At 63.3% G+C, this 14,352-nt stretch carries 15 protein-coding genes; 11 read left to right on the forward strand and 4 right to left on the reverse strand.

What is annotated here, in order from left to right; translation table 11 throughout:
* Positions 1–30: 30 nt before the first annotated feature.
* The 4 genes from PAN31117_RS09495 to PAN31117_RS09510 are packed head-to-tail and all read left to right on the forward strand — an operon-like array spanning position 31 to position 4,959.
* A complete protein-coding gene (locus PAN31117_RS09495; RefSeq protein ID WP_150737968.1) occupies positions 31–1,278 on the forward strand; it encodes an efflux RND transporter periplasmic adaptor subunit in 1,248 nt (415 codons plus the stop codon).
* A 5-nt stretch (positions 1,279–1,283) separates the two neighbouring features.
* Complete coding sequence (locus tag PAN31117_RS09500; protein ID WP_150738074.1) at positions 1,284–2,765, forward strand: efflux transporter outer membrane subunit; 1,482 nt, start codon at positions 1,284–1,286, stop codon at positions 2,763–2,765.
* Positions 2,766–2,774: 9 nt separating this feature from the next.
* Positions 2,775–3,449 carry a heavy metal response regulator transcription factor gene (locus tag PAN31117_RS09505; protein ID WP_039398512.1) on the forward strand — a complete coding sequence of 225 codons (675 nt, stop codon included), beginning with the start codon at positions 2,775–2,777 and terminating at the stop codon, positions 3,447–3,449.
* Between the two features lie 31 nt (positions 3,450–3,480).
* Complete coding sequence (locus tag PAN31117_RS09510; RefSeq protein ID WP_150737969.1) at positions 3,481–4,959, forward strand: heavy metal sensor histidine kinase; 1,479 nt, start codon at positions 3,481–3,483, stop codon at positions 4,957–4,959.
* On the opposite strand, the gene PAN31117_RS09515 is transcribed toward PAN31117_RS09510, so the two are convergent.
* Both PAN31117_RS09515 and PAN31117_RS09520 read right to left on the reverse strand, forming a co-directional pair.
* Positions 4,947–5,528 carry a hypothetical protein gene (locus PAN31117_RS09515; protein ID WP_150737970.1) on the reverse strand — a complete coding sequence of 194 codons (582 nt, stop codon included), beginning with the start codon at positions 5,526–5,528 and terminating at the stop codon, positions 4,947–4,949. The genes PAN31117_RS09510 and PAN31117_RS09515 overlap by 13 nt on opposite strands.
* A gap of 125 nt (positions 5,529–5,653) precedes the next feature.
* On the reverse strand, positions 5,654–6,274 hold the full coding sequence (locus PAN31117_RS09520; protein ID WP_150737971.1) for a hypothetical protein: 621 nt from the start codon (positions 6,272–6,274) through the stop codon (positions 5,654–5,656).
* Between the two features lie 699 nt (positions 6,275–6,973).
* On the opposite strand from PAN31117_RS09520, the gene PAN31117_RS09525 reads away from it, so the two are divergent.
* Positions 6,974–7,678, forward strand: a complete 705-nt coding sequence (locus PAN31117_RS09525; protein ID WP_150737972.1) for a DUF2092 domain-containing protein — start codon at positions 6,974–6,976, stop codon at positions 7,676–7,678.
* A gap of 14 nt (positions 7,679–7,692) precedes the next feature.
* Here PAN31117_RS09525 and PAN31117_RS27090 read toward each other — a convergent pair whose 3' ends face one another.
* The gene (locus PAN31117_RS27090) at positions 7,693–7,863 is read right to left on the reverse strand and encodes a hypothetical protein (protein ID WP_174990896.1); all 171 of its coding nucleotides are present in this window, start codon (positions 7,861–7,863) and stop codon (positions 7,693–7,695) included.
* Between the two features lie 375 nt (positions 7,864–8,238).
* Between PAN31117_RS27090 and PAN31117_RS27095 the strand changes: the two genes are divergently transcribed.
* From PAN31117_RS27095 to PAN31117_RS09555, 6 genes are all read left to right on the forward strand, one after another.
* Positions 8,239–8,424 (forward strand): hypothetical protein, encoded by a 186-nt coding sequence (locus tag PAN31117_RS27095; protein ID WP_174990897.1) that lies wholly within the window; start codon positions 8,239–8,241, stop codon positions 8,422–8,424.
* Positions 8,425–8,537: 113 nt separating this feature from the next.
* Positions 8,538–8,954 carry an alternative ribosome rescue aminoacyl-tRNA hydrolase ArfB gene (arfB, locus tag PAN31117_RS09535; protein WP_150737974.1) on the forward strand — a complete coding sequence of 139 codons (417 nt, stop codon included), beginning with the start codon at positions 8,538–8,540 and terminating at the stop codon, positions 8,952–8,954.
* Positions 8,955–9,077: 123 nt separating this feature from the next.
* The gene (locus PAN31117_RS09540; protein ID WP_246188994.1) at positions 9,078–9,365 is read left to right on the forward strand and encodes a helix-turn-helix transcriptional regulator; all 288 of its coding nucleotides are present in this window, start codon (positions 9,078–9,080) and stop codon (positions 9,363–9,365) included.
* A gap of 69 nt (positions 9,366–9,434) precedes the next feature.
* A complete protein-coding gene (locus PAN31117_RS09545; protein ID WP_150737976.1) occupies positions 9,435–10,730 on the forward strand; it encodes a type II toxin-antitoxin system HipA family toxin in 1,296 nt (431 codons plus the stop codon).
* A 112-nt stretch (positions 10,731–10,842) separates the two neighbouring features.
* Positions 10,843–11,463 (forward strand): DUF2239 family protein, encoded by a 621-nt coding sequence (locus PAN31117_RS09550; RefSeq protein ID WP_150737977.1) that lies wholly within the window; start codon positions 10,843–10,845, stop codon positions 11,461–11,463.
* A 214-nt stretch (positions 11,464–11,677) separates the two neighbouring features.
* Entirely contained in the window at positions 11,678–13,108 is a 1,431-nt protein-coding gene (locus PAN31117_RS09555; protein ID WP_217429643.1) for an MATE family efflux transporter, read from the forward strand.
* Here PAN31117_RS09555 and PAN31117_RS09560 read toward each other — a convergent pair.
* Positions 13,006–14,220 (reverse strand): MFS transporter, encoded by a 1,215-nt coding sequence (locus PAN31117_RS09560; protein WP_150737978.1) that lies wholly within the window; start codon positions 14,218–14,220, stop codon positions 13,006–13,008. The two genes, PAN31117_RS09555 and PAN31117_RS09560, sit on opposite strands and share 103 nt — an antisense overlap.
* Positions 14,221–14,352: the final 132 nt, after the last annotated feature.

Raw genomic sequence — 14,352 nt, forward strand, 5'->3', positions numbered from 1 at the left:
CAGATACCAAGATTTGACGGGTTGAACGACATGACCGAGAAACATCACGCCGAACTGGCCATTCCCGAGCACGATCCTGCCGACGGTCGGCAGTTGCCCCCGCGTCACGGCGAGTTCCGTCGCGCAAAGATCGTACTGATCGTGGTCGCTCTGCTGCTGGTCGCCGGGGCAGCACGCACGACCATCTCCAACTTCCTGCAACGCCGGGCCGTCGCCAACGTGACGTCGCAAAACGCGAAGCAATTCGTGAGCGTGGTGACGCCACAAGCCACCGCCGCCAGCGAAACGCTGCTGCCCGCCACCCTGCGCGGCGCCGTGGAGTCGCCCATCTACGCCCGAGCGACGGGCTATTTGCTGCATCGCTACGTGGACATCGGCGCGAAGGTCAAACAAGGTCAGTTGCTCGCCGACCTCGATACGCCGGAAATCGATCAGGAACTGGCGCAGGCCATCGCCCAGCGCAATCAGATTAACGCCAGCCTCGGCCTGGCCAAGTCGTCGCTCGACCGGTGGCAGCAACTGCGTCAGCGCGACGCCGTCTCGCAGCAGGAACTGGATGAACGTCAGAGCACCTACACCCAGGGCGTGGCGAATCTCGCGGCGGCCGACGCCAACGTCAAACGGCTTCAGCAGCTGGAATCGTTCAAGCGCATCGTCGCCCCGTTCGACGGTGTGATCACGCAGCGTAACGTGGATGTCGGCGATCTCATCGCGGCGGGCAGCGGCAGTGCTCAGGCGATGTTCTCGCTGGCGCAGACCGACCCGCTGCGCGTCTATGTGCAAGTGCCTCAGGCCTATGCGCAGAGCGTATCCGTCGGTCAGCCGGTGGTCGTGACACAAGCCGAACTGCCCGGACAGCACTTCCAGGGCAAGATCACGCACGTGTCCGGCGCCATCGACGTGGCGACGCGTTCGCTCCAGATCGAAGCCGCATTGCCGAATCCGGACGGGAAGCTGCGCCCCGGCGCGTATGTGCAACTCGCGCTGCCCGGCGCCGTGCAACCGCATCTGAGCGTACCGTCCAACGCGCTGCTGTTTCGCGCCGAAGGCCCGCGTGTGGCGGTCGTGGACGATCAGGGCGTCGTGCATCTGCACAAGATCGTGATCGCGCAGGATCTCGGACAGACGCTGGAACTGGCCGATGGCGTGTCGCCCAACGACCGCGTGATCGTCAATCCGAGCGATTCGGTGGACGACGGCGACCACGTGCAAGCCAAGGCGCTTGAGGCCAAAGGTGGCAGCAAACCGGCAGCCAAGGCGCAGGGAGACGAATCGTGAGCCGCATGGATCGCGACGGCCGGGGTCACCTCCAAAGCGGCATCCGGCTCAGCGCAACGCTGCTCGCCGTCGCCGCGCTGCTGAGCGCGTGCGCCGTAGGCACGGACTACCATCGCCCGGAAGTCTCGACCCCGCCCGTCTGGAAAACAGATGGTTACTGGAAGGTCGCGCAACCGTCACGGGCTGCGATGCAGCCGGACTGGTGGAAGGCGTTCAACGAACCGGCGCTCAACGCCCTCGAAGACAAAGCGCTCGCACAGAACCAGACGCTCGCCGCCGCCGTCGCGCATTACGATCAGGCGCATGCGACGCTGTCCGGCATTTCGGCACAGCGGCTGCCGGAAGTCGATGCCTCGTTTGGGCTGGCACGTCAGCGCATCTCGGCGAATCGCCCGGTCACGAGCTACTCGTCGAGCAGCATGTCGACCGTGCAGAACAACGTTCAGGTGGGACTGGGCGTGAGCTACGACACCGATCTGTTTGGCCGTATTCGCCGTCAGGTCGAAGGTGCGCAGGCGTCCGCCGAACAAGCGGGCGACGATCTGGCGAATGCGCGACTCGTCCTCACGACGCAACTCGCTACGGCCTACTTCCAGTTGCGTGCCATCGACGCCGAGATCAAAGTGCTGGACCAGTCGGTCACCTTGCAGCAAAAGGCGCTCGATTACGTGAGCGCCCAGCACGATCTCGGCGCGGTCTCGGGGCTGGACGTCCTCCAGCAGCAATCGCAACTCGACACCACGCGCGTTCAGGCTCGTCTACTGCATCAGCAACGCGATCAGTACGAACATGCCATCGCGGCGCTCGTCGGCGTGCCCGCGCCGACGTTCTCAATTCCGGAGGGCGTGCTGCCTGCAACGCTCCCCGAGATCCCGCTCGGGGTGCCGAGCGATGTGCTGCAACGGCGTCCGGATGTGGCGTCGGCCGAACGCAGCATGGCCGCTGCAAATGCGCAGATCGGCGTCGCGAAAGCGGCCTTCTTCCCGAGCTTGACCCTGAATCCCGGCATCGGCTGGCAAAGCACCGAGTTCGCCAACCTGCTGTCTGCGCCCAGCCTGTTGTGGACGCTGGGCACGCTGGCGTCGCAGGTCGTCTTCGACGGCGGACGGCGTCAGGCGGGTGTCGATTACGCCAGCGCGGGCTATCGCGCCGTGGAAGCAAACTACCGTCAGACGGTGCTCACCGCCTTCCAGCAAGTGCAGGACGGTGTGACCGGTCTGTCGGTCCTCAATGCCGCCGCGCAGGAATCGCATGCGGCCGTGGTCGACGCCGAGCGCCTCCTGAGTCTGGCGAACGACCGGTATTCGGGCGGACTGACAGCGTATCTCAGCGTGATTACGGCGCAGCAGGCGGCGCTGGCGAGCGAGCGACAGGACGTCCAGATCCGGGGGCAGCAACTCGTGCTCTCGGTGGCGCTGGTCAAGGCACTGGGCGGCGGATGGCAACCATCGGAGACATCCTCTGACTCGTATAATGCGCAAAGATGAGGTGACGACATGAAAGTGCTGATCGTTGAAGACGAACAAAAGGTAGTGGACTATCTGCGCTCGGGGCTGACCGAGCAAGGCTGGGTGGTCGATGTTGCGCTCGACGGCGAGGAAGGCACGCACCTGGCGCTGGAGTTCGACTACGACGTCATCGTGCTCGACGTCATGTTGCCTAAGCGCGACGGCTTTGCGGTACTCGGCTCGCTGCGCGAGCGCAAGTCCACCCCCGTCATCATGCTCACCGCCCGCGACCATGTGAACGACCGGGTGCGCGGCTTGCGCGAAGGGGCGGACGACTACCTCACCAAGCCCTTCTCGTTCATCGAACTGGTCGAACGTCTTCACGCGCTCGCCCGTCGCACCCGCGTGCAGGAGTCAACGCTGATCTCGGTGGGCGACCTGTTCGTCGATCTGATCGGCCGCCGGGCGACGCGCGACGGTCACCGGCTCGATCTTACGGCCAAGGAGTTCCAGCTGCTGTCGGTGCTTGCGCGCCGTCAGGGCGACATTCTCTCGAAGACGGCCATCACCGAACTGGTCTGGGACGTCAATTTCGATAGCCATACGAATGTAGTGGAGACCGCCATCAAACGGCTGCGCGCGAAGCTCGACGGCCCCTTCACCACCAAGCTACTGCACACCGTGCGTGGCATGGGCTACGTGCTGGAAGTGCGCGAGGCCTGAGCGCCTCGCCCTCCACGCCAACGACGTCACCGTGAAACACTCGATCTCCCGCCGCCTTGCCGCCATGTTCGCCGTCGTGGCGCTGTCGGTGTTCGCGCTCGTCGGTGCGGCGTTGTATCTGGTGTTGCGCGTTCAACTGGAGCGGCACCTGCGCGAGTCGCTGGACGACCGCGCGCAGATCGCGCACATCATCGTGTATCACGGCGCCACGCCCGAGAAATGGCAGATCGTGCGGGAAAAGCTGAGTGACATGACCCCGCGCGACGGCACCACAACGTACGCCGTCTCCAGCGACGACCCGAGGTACACGTTCGGCACGCCTGTGAGCGGCATGTTCGTCAAACGGCTATCCAACGGTTATGTGCGCCTGAGCCCGGACGGCGGGGGCGACGACATGCTGACGACCCGCGAGATCCTGCCGCCCTACGGCACGCGGCCGGCAGTCACGCTGCAAGTCGCGGCCAGTTATTCCCCCAACGAACAGACGCTACGTGCGTTCGGGCTGAGTCTCGCGGCGCTCTCCGGATTAGGCGCGCTGGGCGTGCTGCTGCTCAGCTACTCGGTGACGCGCCTCGGCCTCTCGCCGCTCACGCGGCTCACGCGCGAAGCGTCTGAAATCCGGCCGGATAACCGCTCACAACGCCTCGTGACTCGCTCGCTGCCCGTCGAACTGGACGATCTCGCGCATTCATTCAACGGTGCGCTGGCTCGGCTCGACGGTGCCTACGAACGGCTGGAATCGTTCAATGCCGACGTCGCCCACGAGTTGCGCACGCCGGTCACCATCCTGATCGGACAAACGGAAGTGGCTCTGACTCGCGACCGGCCGGTCGAGGAACTGCGCATGTTGTTGCAGTCGAACCTTGAAGAACTCGGCCGCATGCGCACCATCATCAACGACATGCTGTTCCTCTCGCGGGCCGATCAAGGTGAACGCGCGACGGGACTCACTGCCGTGTCGCTGGCGAGCGAAGCGGCACACACGCTGGAATTTCTGGAATTTCCGCTGGAAGAAGCGCAAGTCACCGCGCGTCTGCATGGCAGCGCGTTCGCGCAAGTCAACAAGGCGTTGTTCGGACGCGCGCTGGCCAATCTGGTGATGAACGCTATCGAGCATTGCGCGCCGGGTGCGAATATCGACGTGCGCATCACCACAGAGATCCCTGACGCCAGCACCACTGCCGAGTCGAACCGCGCCCGTCACGTGCGTATCGAAGTCGTCAATCCGGGGGCGGAAATCCCGGCGGACGTGCTCAAGCATCTGTTCGACCGGTTCTACCGCGCCGAGGCGTCACGCACCAATAGCCGTGAGAATCACGGCCTTGGGCTGGCCATCGTCAAGGCCATTGCGGAAATGCACGGCGGTACGGTGTGGGCACACAGCGCGAACGGCTTCAACGCGTTCGGCTTTTCGGTCAGTCATCGCGAAGACGCGGGTGCCGCCGGCACGTCACCCGCCGCGTCTGCTACTGCAACGACATCGACTCAGCTCGTGCGTCAGACGCCGTGACTCCCCAGGCTGCTCGCCTGCTGCACGGCATGCGGCGCGAAGACCGTCAGCGTTTCGCCCAGTGCCTCGCGGGCATAAGCGGCGGCCACCGTCATTTGCGCCAGACGCGCGCGTAGCTCCAGATTCTCCCGTTCCAGATGCTGCACGCGACGCATAGCGTCGGCCACGTCGGTGACACCGTCGCCAGCCGTACCGTGGCTTTCGGGTATTACGTCGAGCAGCGTCATGGCACGCGCCAGATTCTGTTCGAACTGCTGCGCCCAGACGGACTGCCCTGCGACGGGTATCCCGCCGAACGCCGGGATCACCGGGGCTTCGTACATGCTGCGGGCACGCACGATGGCTTTTTGCACAGTACCAGCGCTGGGACGGCGCGTGACGCCGGCCTGTGCCATGAAACGCAGATAGGTTTGCGCACCGTAGATCCGGCGCTCGGCTTTCCATGCATCCGTCAGGAAGGCATCGAGGAAGGCGGGGTTGTTGTGGGGGTGTGCGGCGTCTGCATCGCGTGCAGCGCCAAGCAGGGCAGCGTAGGTTGCATCGTCGAACTGCAAGGCGGACCGTGCCATGGCGATCTCCGGGTGCTTACCGTATCGGGAGGTATCGCGCCCCGGCGAGCCAGCACAGGCCCTACCGGGGACACGACGGTCAATGCGACTGCGCGCTGCGCGGCGCAGTCGCCGGTTGACACAACTTAGGGCTTCGGGGCCGAGGCAGGCGCCGGCGGCACCCACTTCTTCGCCTTGCTCTTTGCCGACGGATCCGGCGTCACGGCCACGGCAACCGCTTCGGTGTAATTCACCGTTACGGAGTCGCCCACCTTCACACCTTCGAGCAGCTTCGGATCTTCCACGTTCACGTCGACCGTGCGGTTCGGGCCGCGCAACGTCACAACATTCGACTTCCGGTCGATACGCTGCACCGTCGCCACGACCTTCAGATTGCGCGCGGCATCGGCGGCGGGCTTCTGGCCCGGCGTCGCACGGTCAGCCCCTTCGGTCAGCACACGGCTGCGAATGCCGTCGCCCGGCGCGACGGAGATGGCCACCGAGCGCTGGAACGCCACGATGACTTTGTCGCCCTTGCGAATCTGTTCGAAATTCCGGACATCCGGGCCAACGATGAAGGTGACCGGCTTGCCGTTATCGTCGGCTACCTGAATGGTGCGTTTCTTGACATCCACCCCCAGCAACGTGGTCCGGAATTCGACGACGTCGCCTGCAACGATGGGCGCCGGACGCGCAGCATCCTGTGCGTGCGCCACCGTCCCCAACGACAACAGACCGGCCAGAATCATGGCATTCGTGAGCTTCATGCTGAGTCCTTTTGTTATCGATGTATGCATACCGAATGCATACGTTGCATATATTGGTTTGCGAAATATTTAATTATCCAAACTAAAACACCAGGCATTCGAAGACTGCGTAAAAACCCGAATGTTTCCATCGGATAGTAACAAAATAATTCAAAGCTGCAAGTTTCTTTCGAATTGCATACCAAATTCCACCATCGACTTACGTAATTAAAATTACCAACAGATTCTCACCAAATCCCTTAACGCTCCCCAAACATGGGGACTGCAAATATCACGCTTCGATGTAGATCAGCTTTCTTTGCCTATTCATGGGGCAATAGATTTACTTTGCGCATCGATTCAGATACACCTTGTTACAAAATTATTCACAAGATTCAAGTAATTCTTAATCCGTTCGGATGATGATTTTGCAACTTGACAGTTTGCAATCCGAATCACTATTCTGGCTTCACATACCGTTCACCATTCCGCATCGGTATTGCCTGAAAGTCATGTTTGCGCGTCATCCGGCGTCGCGTCCGCACGTGTTGGTCGTCCCGTTCAATTCCACCATTCGAATGAGGTCACACAGTGCTTTTTCCATTCTCCCGACGAAAAATCCGGCGATATCCCCCCCGCAGCGTCAGACTGGTCCTGTTGACGGGCGCGCTGCTTGTCGCCGCACCGGTATTGGCGCAGGCCCCCGAATCGGACAGCACTTTGCCAGTACAAGGCATGCCGGAGATGCAGCAAGGTGCGGTCGATGCGTTGACGACAATGAGTCGGTATTTGCGCTCGCTCAAGCGATTTCAGGTACACGCGGATACCGTGACCGATGCCGTGCTGAGCACCGGACAGAATGTCGGCTTTCTTCACCAAACGGAGCTTTCCGTTCAACGTCCCGATAAGGTCCGTGCCGTTGTGACGGGTCAGGCGCGCAATCGCGGGTTCGTCTACGACGGGAGAACCTTCACCCTTTACCAAGAATCGCAAGGCAAGCGATATTTCAGTCAGGCAAGCGCCCCGCCGACCATCGACGAGCTGATTCGGGATATCGACGAGAAATATCAGGTCGGCATGCCGTTGGCCGACCTCTTCTATTGGGGCATGGACCCGGACGATGCCACGCAATTGCGTTCTGCCCTGTTCATCGGCCTTGATCGCGTGGGCGGCGAGTGGTGCAACCATTACGCGTTCCAGCAGCCCGACGTCGACTGGGAGCTTTGGATTCGGGTCGGTGCGCGCCCGCTGCCATGCCGCTTCGTGATCACGGATACGTCGCAGCCGTCACGCCCGCGACATTCCGTGAATTACCGCTGGGATGTGAATCCGACGTTCCCGCCGGGGACCTTCACTTATAAAGCCCCCGCTGGCGCGCAACGCATCGAGATGCGGCCGCCGTCTGCCGCAGGAGGCCCGCAATGAAGCGAACGACCTCTTCAGCAAGCACTCCGGCGACGGTGGGCAAACGCGGCATACTCACCGTGGCTCGTGCCACGTGCCTTGCCACAGCGGCGGTGCTTGTCCTGACGTCGACGGCCAGTCATGGCTTCGGTTTTCGGGGCGGCGCGCGCACCAGCCTTCACGGTGGCGGTGGTGGTGATTTCCACGGAGGTGGCGGGCTCCACGGCGGCGGAGCGCCGCAAGGCAACTTGAGCGGTGCCACGCGCGGTGGCGGCCCTGCGGGCGGTGGCGCGATGCACGCCAACGCTAGCGGCGGCCAACCGCCCGGGCCGGGACCGCAGCCGCATCCGAACCCCGGCCCCAATCCATCACCCAATCCCGGCCCGCACCCGCCCGGACCTGGACCTGGACCTGGACCTGGACCTGGACCTGGACCTGGACCTGGACCCGGACCTGGACCCGGACCTCACCCACCCGCACCACCTCCCGGCCCGGGGCCGGGACCCGGGCCACATCCGCCGCCTCCACCGCCGCCGCCCCCACCGCCGTATTGGGGTTGGGGTGGCGGTTGGTATGACCCGGTGGCAGCCGCTGTCACGATCGGGGTGTCGGCAGCAATCATCGGCTCGACCGTTACCTCGTTGCCACCGAGTTGCGTGAGCACTGTCGTCAACAACGTTGCCTATCAGCGTTGCGGCTCGACCTGGTATCAGCCGGTCTATTCCGGCACCACCGTCCAGTTCGTCGTCGTGACGGCACCTCACTGAGGCAGCTATCTCAACGCGTATGTCGGCAGCACCGCATGTCATCTCCGGCGCTGCCGCATCGCTTTTTGGGTGTCGCTTGTGGGCGTCGCATCGGGAACGTTATTCTTGAGCCCATGAACCGTCGCATTCTTATCGCCCCCGAAGACGTCGAACTCACGGCCATGCGCGCGCAAGGCGCAGGCGGCCAGAACGTCAACAAAGTCTCCAGTGCCATCCATTTGCGCTTCGACGTCATGCGCTCGTCGCTGCCCGACGAAGTGAAAGCGCGCCTGCTCGCCCGGCTCGATCACCGCATTACGCAAGACGGCGTCATCATCATCAAGGCACAACAACATCGATCGCAGGAACTTAACCGCGCCGACGCGCTGGCGCGTCTTCAGGCGCTGGTTGACGCCGCCGCCATCGCACCCCGCCGCCGCGTGCCTACGCGGCCAACGTTCGCGAGTCAGGTACGCCGCCGCGATGCCAAACAGGTGCGTTCCCGCGTCAAGGCATCGAGAGGCAAGGTCCATTCCGGACATGACGGCTAATGCTAATTTTAATTATCATTTTCGCGCAAAAGCCAACTTAAATTAGCTTGTTGGCAAAAATTACTTGGAAAAGTGCTAAGATAAATCATCATTTACCCTGAAAAGCACATGATGATGAGCTTCATGGAGCCTCTAATCTCGGCACGTAAGGACGCTGGACTGACCCAGGCCGAGCTGGCGGAACAGGCCGGGCTGTCGCGCATGACCGTGCAAAAAATGGAGTCGGGCGCGCTTGATCCACGTATGTCGACCTTGCTGGAGACGGCGCGCGCGCTCGGTCTGGAACCGATGTTCGTGCCTGCGGCACTACGTCAGGAAGTCGAAGCGTTTCTGCGCTCCGGCGGCAAATATCTTGCGCAGCCGAGCGGCGTGTCGGCCCCGCCCTCCATCGTGGAAACGCTTCGGGGCTAACCGACCCGACGGGCCTTATCAACACCATCGGCACCATCGGCGCATGACCGCCCGAACGAGACTCTCGCCATGAATATCAAGTACTTGCGCGCCTATCTGCACCAGCCGGACGGCAGCCGTCGCGCCATCGGCTATCTCTCGCAGTATGGGGACATCTTGCGCATGTCATTCGACGAGGACTACATTGCGGACGCGCGGCGCCCCGTCCTCTCGCTCGCCTATCGCGGGGCCAACGAGACGGCGACCCGCGAAATTCTCGCATCGCCGCAGGACGTTCGTCTCGTGCGCACCGATGGCCGCTGGCCTGTGTATTTCGAAAATCTGCTGCCCGAAGGTCACAACCGCGAACGCCTCGCCGCCGAGCGTCATTGCAGTCCCGACGACGAGTTCGAACTGCTCGCCGCCGCCGGTCATGACCTGATGGGCGCATTGGAAGTCGAGCCGGTGCCGCCGCGCGAAGGCGTGCCGGACATCGTGCATCGCTGGCACACCGCACTGGGACTCGAAATGGTCGAGCCCGGCTTCGTCGACACGCCGGTGGAAGATGCGGCGTCGCTGCCCGGCGTCGTAACGAAGTTCTCCGCCATTCGCGACGGCCGCCGCTACATCGTGAAGCGTCAGGGGCGCGCGGGATCGGTCATTCTCAAGCTGCCGACCACGCGCCACCCCGATCTCGTCGAAAACGAATTCACTGGCTATCGGCTTTGCGAAGCCCTCGACCTCGACTGCGCAAAAGCCGAAATCATCTCGCGGCACGACGCCGAACTGCCTGAGCACGTGCCGTTCGAGCACATCCTCGCGGTGCCGCGCTTCGACCGACTGCCCGATGGTCGGCGAGTGCATATGGAAGAGTTCGCTCAGGTGCTGCAATACCCGCCGCGCAGCAAATACGGACGCGGCCTCGACGTCGACTACACCACGATGCTGCGCGTGCTCGATCAGCTCTCCGGCCAGCCCGTGCGGGACGTACGCGAGTTCATGCGACGACTGATCGCGTTCATCCTGCTCGGCAACACCGACGCACATCTCAAGAACTGGGCGTTGATCTATCCCGACGCGCAGACACCCCAACTCGCCCCCGTCTATGATCCGGTGTGCGTCGCGGCCTTCTTCCACGATGTGCCGCCCTCGCACTACGGCGTGAACCGGGCCATCGACAAGACGCTGCGTGCCTTCGACTGGCCCGCCCTCGAAGCGCTGCTCAAAGGCGCCGGACTGCTGCGCGTGGGACGGCTGATGACGATTGCTCGCGAGACGGTTCGTGAAGCGCAGGCCGTCTGGCCCACCTTGCTCGACGATGCGCCGGGTGCCGTCAAGGCCACCGTGCTGGAGCGACTGAACCGCGGCGTGGCGCTGACCGCCTGAAACACGGCCTCGCCGCTCCGCAAAAAATATTACCCGGGTGATATTGCAATCCAAATAACACCCGGGTAATATTCGCCCCATCGACCATCCGTCATCGCTATCGGAGTCCGTTGTGGCTACTCAATCTCTTGGCTATACCGTCTTTCGCGACAAGCGTCGCATCGCCTCCGGCTCGCTTGCCGACGCGGCCATCGCCTATCAGCAGGCGATGCTCGCCGACCCGAACGCATCGGTCCTCATCTTCGACAACTTGACGGGCGACACGCGCGACGTGGACACGCGCGGTAGTGCCGCCGACATCCGTGCGCGCTACCCCGCCGCCGTGACCGGCAGCCCCGTCAATGCCGATAGCGCACCCGAACCGGACGACGCCCCCAAAGGCCGGGGCCGCCCGAAGCTCGGCGTCGTGGCGCGCGAAGTCACGCTCCTGCCGCGTCATTGGGACTGGCTCTCCGAGCAGCGCGGCGGCGCGTCTGTCGCACTGCGCAAGCTGATCGACGAAGCTCGTCGCACGAATGCCGAGCGCGATATGCAACGTCGTGCGCAAGAGCGTTCATACAGCTTTATGTCGACGATGGCAGGCGATTTGGCGCACTTCGAAGAGGCATCCCGCGCGCTCTTCGCCAACGATCTCGACGCACTGGCCCAGCGCATCGTCGAATGGCCCGAAGACGTGCGCACGCATCTGATGCGTCTCACGTCCACCGACGACCTGGTCGACGCGCTGGCCTGATCACGCCTTAGTCCGTCGGCGCGAGGGGACCATCCCCCCTCGCCTCCCTTCACAGATTTCGCTGATTTCACTGCTCACCGGGCGGACCGCCGCCCCGGATAGGCCTCGCTTTGCCTGTCGCTTTTGCGACATCCCTTTCGCAGCCCCCTTTTACCGACGTCCTTGTCCGACGTGTCCCGTCCGACGTTTGCGTTCTCACCAAGGAAAACGAACCATGACGCAACACCCCTCCACACCACAGCAGCCACCCAGGCCGCTCTGGAAAACCTGGCTCCTCATCGCCGTGCCGATGATGCTGACCAACGCGCTCCAGTCCATCGCGGGCACCGCCGACGGCATCTATCTCGGACACCTGATCGGCACCGACGCGATTGCGGCCGTCTCCGCCTTCTTTCCCGTCTTCTTCTTTTTGCTGGCCATCGTGATCGGTCTGTCTGCCGGCGCAACCGTCATGATTGGCCGTGCGTGGGGCGCGCAGGATCGTGCGCTCGTGCGCAACCTTGCAGGCACGGCGCTCGTGATGATGTTCGGCGCGGGCGTCGTGATCAGCGTGCTGGGCGGATTGTTTGCAACGCCGCTGATGCGTGTGTTCGGCACCCCCGAGCCCGTATTCGACGCCGCGACGCAATACGCCCGATGGATGCTCATCGGCATGCCCGTCATCTTTATGCTCTGGCTGACGACGTCGATGAGCCGAGGCACCGGTGACGCGGTGTCTCCCCTCATCGCGCTACTGATCGCAACGCTGCTGTCGCTCGGCCTGACACCGGCGTTCATCTACGGCTGGGGACCGTTCCCGGCACTGGGCGTAGCGAGTGCCGTGGTATCGACGATGATCGCGTTCTCCGTCGCCCTGCTCTGGATGGCCTTTCACTGGCGACGCAAGGGTCATCCGCTGGCACCGAACACCGATCTGTGGCGCGCAATTCGATGGAACCCGACGTTGGCGCGCGGCATCCTTCACATCGGTGTGCCGGCAGCGATTCAGATGCTGACGATGGCGATTGCCGAAATGGTGCTGCTGAGCATGGTCAATCGACACGGCGCGAATGCTACCGCCGCTTACGGTGCGGTCACGCAGGTGATGAGCTGGTTGCAGATGCCGGTAATGACGCTGGGCATTACGGCGTCGATCCTGTGCGCCCATGCCATCGGCGCAGGACGCAGTGAGCGCATCGACGCAATCGTGCGCACCGGTCTGCTGTGCAATCTGGGACTGACCGGCAGCCTGATCGTGGTGATCTATCTGATCGCACCGACGATCCTTCGCGGCTTCCTGACCGATCCCGACGTGCTGTCGCTCGCGACGCACCTGCTCTACATCGTCGCCTGGAGTGTGCTGGTGATGGGAACCACCGCGGTGATGACCGGGGCCATGCGCGCAAGCGGCAAGGTGTGGGTGCCGACGCTACTCGGCATGATCGGGCTGTTGGGCATTGAAGTGCCCGCCGCGTGGATGTTCGAGCGGATCGCCGGACTCACCGGCATCTGGTGGGCGTATCCGCTCGCGTTCATTGCCATGCTGACGATGCAGGGCTTGTGTTACCGGGCCTTCCGGCGGGCATCGTGCCGCGCCCAGAAGAACATGACCATGCCGGCGCAGGAAAGCAAAGCGCCGACCCAACCGGTCGACGTCCAGCCGTAACCCGCAGTGATCGCCACGCCGCCGAGCCATGCGCCAGCGGCGTTGGCCATATTGAACGCCGAATGATTCAGCGCCGCCGCGAGCGTCTGCGCCTCGCCTGCCACGTCCATCAGACGTATCTGCAATGCGGGGCCGATGATGATGATCGTGCCGATCGCCAGCACGTTCACCCCCGCCAGCCAGGGGCTCGACGACGTGAACGTGAAGGCCACGAGCAACACCGCCGACCAGATCAGCGTGCCGCCGATGGCACGCATCAACGTGGCCGCCGCCACCAGACGCGGGCCGACAATCGTGCCACCGACCATCCCCACGCCGAACAGCGCGAGATAGAACGGCACCCACGACTCGGGCACACCGGCGACTTGCATGAGCGTCGGCTTGATATAGCTGAAGACGGCAAACATGCCGCCGAAGCCGATGGCGCCGATTCCCAGCGTGAGCCAAACCTGCGAGTTGCGCAGCGCACCCAGTTCGCGCAGCGGACTTGCGCCATGCGGTGCGGGCGCATCCGGCACCCAGCGCCACACGAGCAAGGCCGTCAGCGCGCCGATCACACCCACCATCACGAACGCCGCGCGCCAGCCCAGCCATTGGCCGAGACCTGCGGCAATCGGCACACCGAAGAGTGTGGCGAGCGTGAGTCCCAGCATGACTTGTCCGACGGCATGCACGCGGCGATGAGGTGGCACAAGCGACGCCCCGACGAGCGCCGCCACACCGAAATAGGTGCCGTGCGGCAGACCACTGAGGAAACGCAACACGATCAGCGAGAGATAGCCCGGGGCCAGCGCGCTCGCGAAATTGCCGATAGCGAACATCGCCATCAGGACGATGAGAAACGCGCGACGCGGCAGACGCACGCCAAGTACCGCAAGCAATGGCGCACCGATCACGACACCCAGTGCGTAGGTGCTGATCGCGTGACCGGCCTGAGGAATGGTGATGTCCAGACCTTTGGCGACGTCGGGCAGCAGGCCCATGATGACAAACTCGCCGGTCCCGATACCAAAGCCGCCCATGGCGAGCGCCACGAACGAGAGCCAGACGGGAATGGACGACGGGGGCAACGCTTCAGTCGCCTCGACGGGGAGGATTTGGGGGGAACTCATCGGGATTCGGAGATGACAGCAAGCGAGGATTTTACGCGAAGCTGCCAAAGTCTGCAGACCCACTGCGGCGTTGCAACATCATCAAAACGTCACAAATACGGGCAAACAGCCTCATTTTTTCACGTATTTACC

The sequence above is a fragment of the Pandoraea anapnoica genome (assembly GCF_902459765.1).
Lineage (GTDB): Bacteria > Pseudomonadota > Gammaproteobacteria > Burkholderiales > Burkholderiaceae > Pandoraea > Pandoraea anapnoica.

Excerpts from the sequence above, each read along its gene's own strand:
- PAN31117_RS09495 (WP_150737968.1), top strand. The coding sequence starts at position 31 with ATGACCGAGAAACATCACGCCGAACTGGCCATTCCCGAGCACGATCCT.
- PAN31117_RS09500 (WP_150738074.1), top strand. The coding sequence starts at position 1,284 with ATGGATCGCGACGGCCGGGGTCACCTCCAAAGCGGCATCCGGCTCAGC.
- PAN31117_RS09505 (WP_039398512.1), top strand. The coding sequence starts at position 2,775 with ATGAAAGTGCTGATCGTTGAAGACGAACAAAAGGTAGTGGACTATCTG.
- PAN31117_RS09515 (WP_150737970.1), bottom strand. The coding sequence starts at position 5,528 with ATGGCACGGTCCGCCTTGCAGTTCGACGATGCAACCTACGCTGCCCTG.
- PAN31117_RS09520 (WP_150737971.1), bottom strand. The coding sequence starts at position 6,274 with ATGAAGCTCACGAATGCCATGATTCTGGCCGGTCTGTTGTCGTTGGGG.
- arfB (WP_150737974.1), top strand. The coding sequence starts at position 8,538 with ATGAACCGTCGCATTCTTATCGCCCCCGAAGACGTCGAACTCACGGCC.
- PAN31117_RS09540 (WP_246188994.1), top strand. The coding sequence starts at position 9,078 with ATGGAGCCTCTAATCTCGGCACGTAAGGACGCTGGACTGACCCAGGCC.
- PAN31117_RS09545 (WP_150737976.1), top strand. The coding sequence starts at position 9,435 with ATGAATATCAAGTACTTGCGCGCCTATCTGCACCAGCCGGACGGCAGC.
- PAN31117_RS09555 (WP_217429643.1), top strand. The coding sequence starts at position 11,678 with ATGACGCAACACCCCTCCACACCACAGCAGCCACCCAGGCCGCTCTGG.
- PAN31117_RS09560 (WP_150737978.1), bottom strand. The coding sequence starts at position 14,220 with ATGAGTTCCCCCCAAATCCTCCCCGTCGAGGCGACTGAAGCGTTGCCC.